This window comes from Virgibacillus sp. AGTR (assembly GCF_016919725.2).
GTDB lineage: Bacteria > Bacillota > Bacilli > Bacillales > Amphibacillaceae > Virgibacillus > Virgibacillus salarius.
This window is the reverse complement of the sequence record NZ_JAJERH010000023.1, coordinates 47082-56579: the sequence shown is the minus strand read 5'-3', so window position 1 is coordinate 56579 and position 9498 is coordinate 47082. Positions and strand designations below refer to the sequence as shown.

The 9498-nt window shown below is 31.1% G+C and carries 8 protein-coding genes; 3 read left to right on the top strand and 5 right to left on the bottom strand.

Translation table 11 applies throughout. The features are described 5' to 3' along the window. Positions 1 to 17: 17 nt before the first annotated feature. The 3 genes from traF to JUJ52_RS10645 are packed head-to-tail and all read right to left on the bottom strand — an operon-like array spanning position 18 to position 2927. Positions 18 to 566, bottom strand: coding sequence for a conjugal transfer protein TraF (traF, locus tag JUJ52_RS10655; RefSeq protein ID WP_166530261.1), 549 nt, complete (start codon positions 564 to 566; stop codon positions 18 to 20). A gap of 14 nt (positions 567 to 580) precedes the next feature. Continuing rightward, complete coding sequence (locus tag JUJ52_RS10650; protein ID WP_166530262.1) at positions 581 to 1135, bottom strand: MauE/DoxX family redox-associated membrane protein; 555 nt, start codon at positions 1133 to 1135, stop codon at positions 581 to 583. Then, positions 1128 to 2927: an ABC transporter ATP-binding protein gene (locus JUJ52_RS10645; protein WP_166530263.1), complete on the bottom strand. Its 1800-nt coding sequence runs from the start codon at positions 2925 to 2927 to the stop codon at positions 1128 to 1130. Before JUJ52_RS10645 ends, JUJ52_RS10650 begins: the two co-directional genes overlap by 8 nt. 103 nt (positions 2928 to 3030) lie before the next feature. Here JUJ52_RS10645 and JUJ52_RS10640 point away from each other — a divergent pair, with 103 nt between their 5' ends. The 3 genes from JUJ52_RS10640 to JUJ52_RS10630 all read left to right on the top strand — a co-directional run bounded on the left by JUJ52_RS10640 (position 3031) and on the right by JUJ52_RS10630 (position 5143). Beyond that, positions 3031 to 3573 (top strand): hypothetical protein, encoded by a 543-nt coding sequence (locus JUJ52_RS10640; protein ID WP_228088944.1) that lies wholly within the window; start codon positions 3031 to 3033, stop codon positions 3571 to 3573. A 174-nt stretch (positions 3574 to 3747) separates the two neighbouring features. Beyond that, positions 3748 to 4071: a hypothetical protein gene (locus tag JUJ52_RS10635; RefSeq protein WP_166530265.1), complete on the top strand. Its 324-nt coding sequence runs from the start codon at positions 3748 to 3750 to the stop codon at positions 4069 to 4071. 121 nt (positions 4072 to 4192) lie between these two features. Beyond that, on the top strand, positions 4193 to 5143 hold the full coding sequence (locus JUJ52_RS10630) for a hypothetical protein (RefSeq protein WP_228088943.1): 951 nt from the start codon (positions 4193 to 4195) through the stop codon (positions 5141 to 5143). A 93-nt stretch (positions 5144 to 5236) separates the two neighbouring features. On the opposite strand, the gene JUJ52_RS10625 is transcribed toward JUJ52_RS10630, so the two are convergent. Both JUJ52_RS10625 and JUJ52_RS10620 read right to left on the bottom strand, forming a co-directional pair. After that, positions 5237 to 8467 (bottom strand): ABC transporter permease, encoded by a 3231-nt coding sequence (locus tag JUJ52_RS10625; protein WP_228088942.1) that lies wholly within the window; start codon positions 8465 to 8467, stop codon positions 5237 to 5239. Beyond that, positions 8460 to 9155, bottom strand: coding sequence for an ABC transporter ATP-binding protein (locus tag JUJ52_RS10620; RefSeq protein ID WP_166530268.1), 696 nt, complete (start codon positions 9153 to 9155; stop codon positions 8460 to 8462). The genes JUJ52_RS10625 and JUJ52_RS10620 overlap by 8 nt, the downstream gene beginning before the upstream one ends. Positions 9156 to 9498 lie beyond the last annotated feature (343 nt).

Genomic DNA, 9498 nt, shown 5'->3' with positions numbered 1-9498 from the left:
TATGATTAACTAATTGTTTAATTTGCTATTTGTTTTCCTTTCTCAGAAACCAACATATTATTAAGTACATAAAAATCCGATATTTTACTGTACTGTTTAACTTTCCCGTTTTCTATAAGAACTCCCATTGGAGTAGTATAGACATGATACGCTGTCGTTATATAAACTGATCTAATGTAAGTGATGGAAAGTGGTAATAACTTTTTAATTAGCGAATCATCTAAAGACTCATCATTATTTATCACAATTATGTTAAGATCGTAATTATCATTTATTAAGTCCACTTTACCTAAAATTGATTTGCAAATTGGACACTTAGAATTCACAAATAATATTAAAGTATTCTTATTATAGAATAACTGTTTTGCAATAACTTTTTTCCCATTATCATCCATCACTCTAAAGAGAGGAGATTCTTCACCTATATCCAATGTATTAAATTGAATCCCCTTTATACTTTGAATCTGTTTTAGAAAATTACTGTTATATTTTAACATGTAATAAAGAATACCTAGAACTGCTATAAGTAAGACGAGAATCACCGTTATCATAACATCCATGATCATATAAACTCCCCCTGTTATTCTTCAAAATATACTAACCTAGCACGTAACTTTCTAATCATTATATTATGTTCGATAAATACTTTAGCGACACCATATAATAATAGGATTGCTATAGAAACTAAAAAAGGAAGAACAATGTAGCTGTCCGAGTTAATGTTTAGAAAATCATTCATTTTCAACAAAGAAATACCTAAAATTATCAATACTATATTACGATATACAAGTAAGGTAGATAGTTTGTCGCTTTCAAGAACGCCACCACATCCACAAGAAATATAAATATTACCTCGAAACAAATTAATTAATATAGCTGTAGTATATACTATCAATATGAAAACTAATAACAGTATATTCAATAGACCTATTTCTTTTAATAAAAACATAAAACCTATGTAAGCATCAGTAGCCATAAAAATTGTACTTAAAGGTTTAATTAAACGATTTGGTATTATTCTATATTCTTCTACCTTTACTTTGAAAATTTTCCAATTTGTTATCTTATCAATAAAAGAAGCAATAAAAATAATCGAAATTAAATAACTACCTATAGAAATAAAAAAATCACCCAACCGAAACACCACCCCTCCTCTTTTTTAGTTGTTCAATTTGCTTATTGTAAAGCTCAAAGTATCTTCCCCTCTGTTTAACTAATCTTTCATGTGATCCTTGTTCAATTATTCTACCGTTTTCCATCAAAATTATCTCATCTGCGAGCATGGCCACATTGATACGATGGGTAATATAAACAACTCCTAAATCTCCGATTACTTCAAAAAGATTTTCAATTACAAATAGCTCACTTTCAGGGTCGAGTGCAGAAGTTGGTTCATCCAAAAAAAGAATATCCCCTTCTTTGAATAAAGCCCTTGCTATTGCTAATTTTTGCCACTGCCCGCCAGATAATTCTTGGCCACCATTGAATAGCCTTCCAAGTACACTGTTATATTTCAAAGGTAATTTTTCTACGTAAGTATGTAAACCTGTATATTTCATATATTTAGCGATTGCTTCCTTATTCTCTAACTTATCAAGATTAGTCATACCGATGTTTTCTTTCACTGTAAGGTCGTATTTATTAAAATCTTGAAAAAGCACACTAATTTTATCCCAATAGCTTTTTTTTATAATTTTTGATATATCATATTCAGTATTTATTTTTATCATATCATTTGTATCATATAGACCTGTCAAACACTTAACTAGAGTGGTTTTTCCCGCCCCATTACCTCCTATAATAGCAGTTTTCTTCCCTTTCTTAATACTAAGATTTAAATTGTCAAGGCTAGGCTCTAATTTATCTGGATAATAGAACGTTAAGTTGGTAGCTTCGATTGACTCCAATGAATTAATCGTCTCTTTTTCCTCAATGCATTTATTAATTGGCGGCAGGAAATTTATAAATTCTCTTACATGCAAAGTATACTCATAGAAATTTGATAAACTCCCTGTAAAACTGGGGACTATTCCTTGTAATCTTTGTATAGCTTGTAAAACAGCTGCTAATGCACCAATTGTTAATAATCCATTTACCATTAAATAGTATACATAGGTACCTGAACCAATAAATGAAATGAAAAGAAGTAAATTTGCAAGAAATAACCACTTTGTTTGTTTGATATCAAGTTTTATTTTTTCTTTTGCGTTTTTTATATAACTTGTTTGCCATTTTAAGATAAAAAAGTTCTCAAGATTATTTATTCTAATTTCTTTTAAGGATTCACGTCTTATTAATAAACTTTCAAAGTAATTTTCCTTACGTCCTCTCTCAACTAACCCTTTAGATAAATTAAATCTTTGTTTGCCATATTTAGTTTCAATAAAGATTAATGGAATAACCATTACAAATAAAAGAATTAAAAAATATTTGCTAATATTTATTAAATATATTAAGACAGATATGAGGGAAATCGTAGTTTGAATAATAGTTGTACTACTATCAACCACACTGATAATATTTTTTTGTCCAGTAAAAGCACGTAAAAAACTATTCTGAAATCGTGGATCTTCATAGTTAATATACGATATATCTTTAGCTGAATTAAAAAGTTTTCCTTTCATTTTCACTTCAAATTTATAGATTAAAATACTCCTTACTATATCTGTAAACTTGTTAAATGCAAAAGCAAAAAATACCGTCCCCGCTAGACCCGCTAGATATAACATAATTTCTATAGAAAATGCATTTTCCTTTACAGCAGCCAAAATACTATCAAATAAATTTTCAAAAAGCCATACACTAAGTAAAGGTAGAAATCCTAGAATAATTTTGGTAGTTAGAATTACCGTTAGACCTATTCTACTAACACCCCATACACTTTTATAACTGAAGGATAAAGATGAAATAATTTGTTTAGTTCGCAAAATATTACACTCCAATATTTTTTCAGAATAGGTTGACTCTTTTAAATAATAGTATAAAATGAAATGTAAGAATTGTAAATAAATTACTGTGTGGTGTGATAAATTGTATTTTAATTTTATAAACAGTTTTTTAATTTTAATATGCCTTGTTATGGTTATCTACCTACTGTATAGATTACTTACTTGGTGGTCTAAATATAAGAAATGGATTGATTCTGTAGAAAAAAGATTTGAGCAGCGAGAATTAAATATTAATTCTAGTGGGTTTGCCCAAGGCATTAAAATTCCTAATCTAATACTTAAGGACCCTTGGGATAATTCTTATATTGAACTACACAATTTGGTTCACAATGATAGTATTTTAGTTTTTTTGGATAAAAGTTGTCTTCAATGTAGTATTAACTTTGAAGAATTCTTCAACAGTAACCAAAAAGATAATTACTTTGTTATTTTTAAGGAACAAGATGTTGATAAAGCGAAAGAATTAGTAATGTTATACAATAATTCTTTTAGGGTCTACCTAGTAAATCAGTCACTATACAAAACTTTAAAACTCAAGTTTATGCCAGCTTTTGTAAAAATAAATCACAATTATATTGCAGAAAATGCTACTCCAGTTCCATATAAAGCAATTCACTTTTTATAACTATTATAGTAAGGGATACCTGAATCAAATCTTGACAATTAACAATTTTCCCCTTAAGATTCTCTTTTAATAGTTTGAACATTCAATAATTATATATAATATGTTTCTTAGTTTTTAGTAGTTTTAATAAAACTATTAATATAATTCCTCAATAGGAGGTGAAGATTATGCAATATGTACCATGTGGAGATGCTGCGTTTCGTAAGAGTAAAGATTATTGCTGTTATGACTATGATTGCTTTAGAATTTTCAAGAGAGATGCATTGTGCAGAGAAGTATATGATGGGCGTGATGGCACAGTATGCTCAGAATTTGTTGCAGAATGTCCCTGTTAACTTTTTAAATCCGTCTGACGAGCAAGCAAAAATAAGACTGCCGATAAAAAAGTCGGCAGTCTTATTTTTAGAGAAAGGAATGCTAAATAATGGTAAAAAGAATATGGATTTATATTATTGCAAGATGGCTTCTGAATTTATTTACAAAGAGAAAACAAGTTAAATACAAGATTAAAAAACACTTTTCTGGTTTAATAAAAAGCATAAACAATAATGATATCGATACATTTATGAGTTTCCAGAATTCTTTAAACTCTATTTTTTACGAGGAGCAACATAGATGGATGGAGGAAGTAGTAGCTCAAAAAAAGCAGTTCTTTATTTTTGAAACTTCGGTCCATAAAATTAAACTATGTAATAAGAAGCAGGGACTGCTATATTTTAATTTAAAAATTACTAGACCGTCTGGAAGGGTTAAAGATTATAGTGTAGTATACCGTATAGTAAAAGATAGTTCTCATAGTAAATGGATACTAGATGATTACCCTTTTTTAAATGTTAAAAGCCAGAATATAGACGTAAAATACTTTAAAGACGTTCATGACCAGGCTTTATTAGCAATAAATTATGGCAATAGAATTATAGATAATTACAATAAATTATTTAAATGGAATCCAAATCAGGTTAAAATTAAAATATTTAGCACTTTAGATCAAATCTCAACTTCCATACCCTGTTTTACAACGTACGGTTGGAGTGAAGAAAAAGAATCTATTAAAATTTTGGTACCCCATTATACGAAAGAAAAGACAAAAATTTTTTTACAAATGCTAACTCATGAACTATCACATAAAATGCTTTCAAATATCACTAATGATAATGCTTCACTGTGGCTACAAGAAGGACTAGCTGTTCTATTAGAAAAATCTTTTATATTTAAAGGTAATTCTATTAATTTTTCTGCGAGTAATTCGGAAAATTATGTAAAAAAAGTTCTAAAGGATGTTGGCTATACTCTCTTATCCTTATCAGAATTAAACAAACTTGACTATAGATCTGGTCATGAAATATATAACCAAGGTTTTCTATTAGTTTATTTCCTTTTCAGTAAATATGGGTTGCAAAAACTTGATAATATATTTAAAAATTTAAAGGAATTTAATTATATTAATAGTAGAACACAATGCAAATTAAAAAAATTGAATGCACGGACGAACATGGCTTTAGTACAAAACTTGGATAACTATGACGATCTACATAATCAATTAAAGACTTTCTACTTAAAATATACATAATATTAGTCTTAATCTTTGTTCTATAAACCTAAAAAGGCTGGACAAGAACCAGCCTATTATAATATCATTGGAGATTCATTTTATGCTATATTTTTAATCCTGCTCTACTTTACCAGTCATCTTTACCACAAGAATACCTGATTTTGCCCAAAATCTGTGAAAACCTTTCAATATCAAATTGTTAGTATCTTTAGGTACCTCATAAGTCAGTGACAACTTAACTTTTCCAGGTGATCCTAATCGTATTCTTCCCTTCCAATTTTCTGACTCTAAAACTTGATAATCTACTGGCTCATATTCGAAACCTTTGTCATCAACCAAGCGGTACGTTATATGCGGTTGATAATCAATAACCGTTGCTAAAGGTATTTTATCTCTAACTAATTCAGAGGATATAGTTATGAATTTTGTATCCTCACTTTTCTTTTCAATATCTGTTGGAGCCTCCTCCAATAATGTAAAAGTAAACCTTCTATCTCCATCTTGATAGGTTTTACCTAAATGAAAAACCTTTGTTGCACTTTTAACTATACTTTGCAAAGACTCTTTTTTAGATTTTTCTATAGTTGTATCTATTTCCGATTGGCTATGGTCAGATGAAAAAACTTCTTTAACTTCTCCCGAAGTTCCCTTCACATCTGAAGCTTTTGATTGCTTATTATTAGTTGATTCTTGTACATCAGGGATCGCTTGCGCCAACAAAGCAATAATACCTATAAATAGACAAATACCCATTGTGCTAAACACATACCGGAAATTTTTTTCAGTTTTCTTTGAATTGACAACACCACCAGTCAACCCTTCATAAGGCTGTATTTTTACTGCTTTTTTTGCTGGTAATGTTGCCCCTACTATGCCGGTAGTAATTGGAATAAAAATAGTAAGGAGAAAGAATGGTATTCTTTCAATTGGAAACTGATGATATATTCCCCATACCATTCCGAAGGCAAAAATTATTCCAAGCAACCCAGCAATTAATCCGCTTATTGCACCTTCAATTAGCACTAACAATCGAATTGTTCTGTTCTGCCATCCAACTGCTTTAAGAACCGCAAGTTCAGGTTGCCTTTCCGCTACATTTTGCCAAATAATTTCCGTGGTAGTTAAAATAGCGATTGCAATTGCAACGCCCATCGCTACATAATGCATCATCCCAACTTCTAATGCTACATACTCACCTAGCCATGTCGTAAACATAGTTCCACGTAAATGAAAAGTGACAAACAAGAAGAAGATTAACAGACTTGTTGGCAATGCGATAGATATTACTGATAAAATACTTCGTTTCCACTTTGTAAGCAGGTTCTTGAAACTCATACTAAGAATTGTTTTAGTTTTAAATAAATGTCTTTTATGAGTGGATACTTCTCCCGCTTTCATCGTTTCAAATGGAGGAACCTTTCTCACTAATAACCCAGGAATAATAGCCCCCGCTACATATATAGTAATACCCATTATGCCAATAAGAAATAAGCGAATAGCTGATGTTTGTATATCATGCATTACATATATCAGCCCAAGAATAAGCCAACTAATTATCGACACAAATAAACCAATTAGTGTTGCCTCAATAAAGAGTAATTTGCTTAATTGATTCGGTCTCCACCCAATGGAAAGCAAGACTGCAAACTCTTTTTTTCTTGCATACATCATAATAATATTTGATGAAAACACATATACAATTGCCACAATAATAACACTTGCAATAACACCCGACATCCCTACTTTAGATTCCTGAAAAATGGTTACAGATGATCCTAGTTTAATCCAAGGCTGTTCCACCCAACCGATACTCTTTTCATTTCCTACTTTTGGAATATGGGTGAGTGCTGGTTGTGGAGACGATCCTAAGGTAATATCAGTTAACAAACCTGTTTTATCTTCTATTCTTTTCGCAACTGCCTGTAGCTTTTGTTCACTTTCTTTATTTAATTCTTTTACACCCTTTATTTTCAGACGAATTGCAGATATGGGTTCATCTCCTAATATTTCGGCAGCAGATTGCAGTGTAGTAAGCATTAAAGGTGGCTTTGTTAAAAAACCGTATGGATTATTTAATGGTTTCATTTTTTTTGGAGGATTAATTGGTTTCCCATTATCATCTAACACCCATTGCGCTTTGGAAGGAAAGTAAGTTTCCATCGGTAGTTCTGTTAAAGGATCTTTGGATACATTTAATTTACTTGGATCAAATACCCCTTTAAAGTCTAATTGAATTCTCGGCCAAGAAGAACTTTCGTCACCAAACATAGATATTGGACGATAGGCATAATTAACAGCAAGTAATGAATCTTCTGGTACAATATACGGCTCTACTTCATAAGCAAATGGCCACCTTTCAACGTATGGGCTAGTTACTTCTCGGTAATTTACTGAAGAGGGTTTATACGGCATCCAGCTAGAATCTTTAGAATTAATATTGTCACTAATTTGCTTGACAACTTTTTGATGGGCTTCCTTAGTGGTATAGTTAAATTGATCAACTTCAGTCCCAGCAACTTTTTCTAAATAAGATTTCCCACCTTTTTCCTTAATTTTTTCCATTACAGAAGTAGGGTCATCTCCAAACTGTAGTTCGAGTTTTTCAATTGTATAATTAATTTTACCGTCTACATATTCTTGGTTACTTATAATGACCGGTATTTTATTTGTCTTAATTCCATCAATGACTTCTTCAGCTTTAACAGAATCTTTCTCATTAAGATACTCACTATCATTCACAATTGCATGATTAATACCTACTAGTTCCGCTTCTGCTTTCGGATCAATACCTGCAATTAATACATTCGTTCCATACGATAAATCCCCTAAAAATCTAGTAACACCATATTCACTTGTATCTTTTGGGACATCCCAATTTACCGTAAAATAAATGTTACTTTCATCTACTTCCTGTTTAACACCTGTATTAGTTGTTTCTTTTATTGTCATACGATAAATACCTGGTTCTGAATAGTTAACTTGATTAAGTTGAGTAGAATTTTGCATATATCCCATCATAGCAATAGGAGCTGCTACATCAATATCTGTCATTTTCTTAATTTCTTTGTATTGGTTGAGCGTTATACCACCAGAAAGTCCACTGAGATAATTTGGCTCTAATAAGTTTTGTTCTTCAGTCACACTACGAGAATCGGGCGGACGTACAACAATGTGGTATGATGATTTCCATCTCTGTTGTAGTTCATCCACTATTGTTGCGTTTGATGCTTGGGTAATACCCACTAAATAACTAAGACCAATACTTACGATAAGAGCGCCAATAATCAATAATAAGAAGCGTTCCTTGTTACGCCACCAGGAATTCCAAATGAACCTAAACATAAGACTCACTCCTAGTATCACTGATTAGCTTCCCATTTTTCATTCTAATAATGCGCTCTGCTCGTGATGCTAAATTCGGGTCGTGTGTTACAAAAATTACACCGCACCCTTTTTCTTGATTCAGAGTAATTAAACGATCAAAAATAATTTCACCAGTATAAGTATCTAGATTTCCAGTAGGTTCATCTGCTAGAATCCAATTTGGTTCATTAACTAAAGCACGAGCAATTGCCACACGCTGTTGCTGTCCACCGGAGAGCTGGGAGGGTAATGAATTAAATTTATCTTCCAAACCTATTTGAGATAGCAATCCTTCTGCACGCTCTTTTTTATCGTAGCTTATTTTGCGTGAAAATAATGGAGCCATAACATTTTCTATAGATGTAAGATAAGGTAATAGATGGAATTGTTGAAATATAAATCCAATATTTTTAAATCGAAAATCAGCAAGTTTTTTCTGACTTAATTTATTTATTGGATTGTTTCCATAATTTATTTTTCCTTTAGTCGGAAGGTCTAACGCACCTAACAGACTAAGTAAAGTTGACTTACCAGAGCCTGAAGGACCAACAATTGATACAAATTCTCCTTCTTTAAACTGTAAGTTAATATTATCTAAAGCAAATGTACTGATACCATCCCCTTGAAATACCTTGCTCACGTTTATACATTCTATCTCATGAGCCAAACCAATTCCCCCTTTATAGAATTTTCTTTATAATTAATTTATTCTAACTATAACATAAATAAAACAAATACATACCTTGTTTATAGCAGATAATGTAAATGAGTTCCCTAAAAAAATAACAACAACTTATATTAACTAGTAATTTCCCTTAACGTTTCAAAGTGTGTTCATTAGATCTGTGTAAACATTCTTTGTATTTATATTAAGAATGAGATGAAACAAGGGCCATATAGTTGAGCTTTACTTCTTTAGTATCATGAGTTTTCTATGTTTTGGTATGACCAAAGTCAACTTGGAATTATTCCCCCATAGGTGAATCAGGTATGGCTTCATATTTTCTTTA

Excerpts from the sequence above, each read along its gene's own strand:
- JUJ52_RS10625 (WP_228088942.1), bottom strand. The coding sequence starts at position 8,467 with ATGTTTAGGTTCATTTGGAATTCCTGGTGGCGTAACAAGGAACGCTTC.
- traF (WP_166530261.1), bottom strand. The coding sequence starts at position 566 with ATGATCATGGATGTTATGATAACGGTGATTCTCGTCTTACTTATAGCA.
- JUJ52_RS10630 (WP_228088943.1), top strand. The coding sequence starts at position 4,193 with ATGGAGGAAGTAGTAGCTCAAAAAAAGCAGTTCTTTATTTTTGAAACT.
- JUJ52_RS10635 (WP_166530265.1), top strand. The coding sequence starts at position 3,748 with ATGTACCATGTGGAGATGCTGCGTTTCGTAAGAGTAAAGATTATTGCT.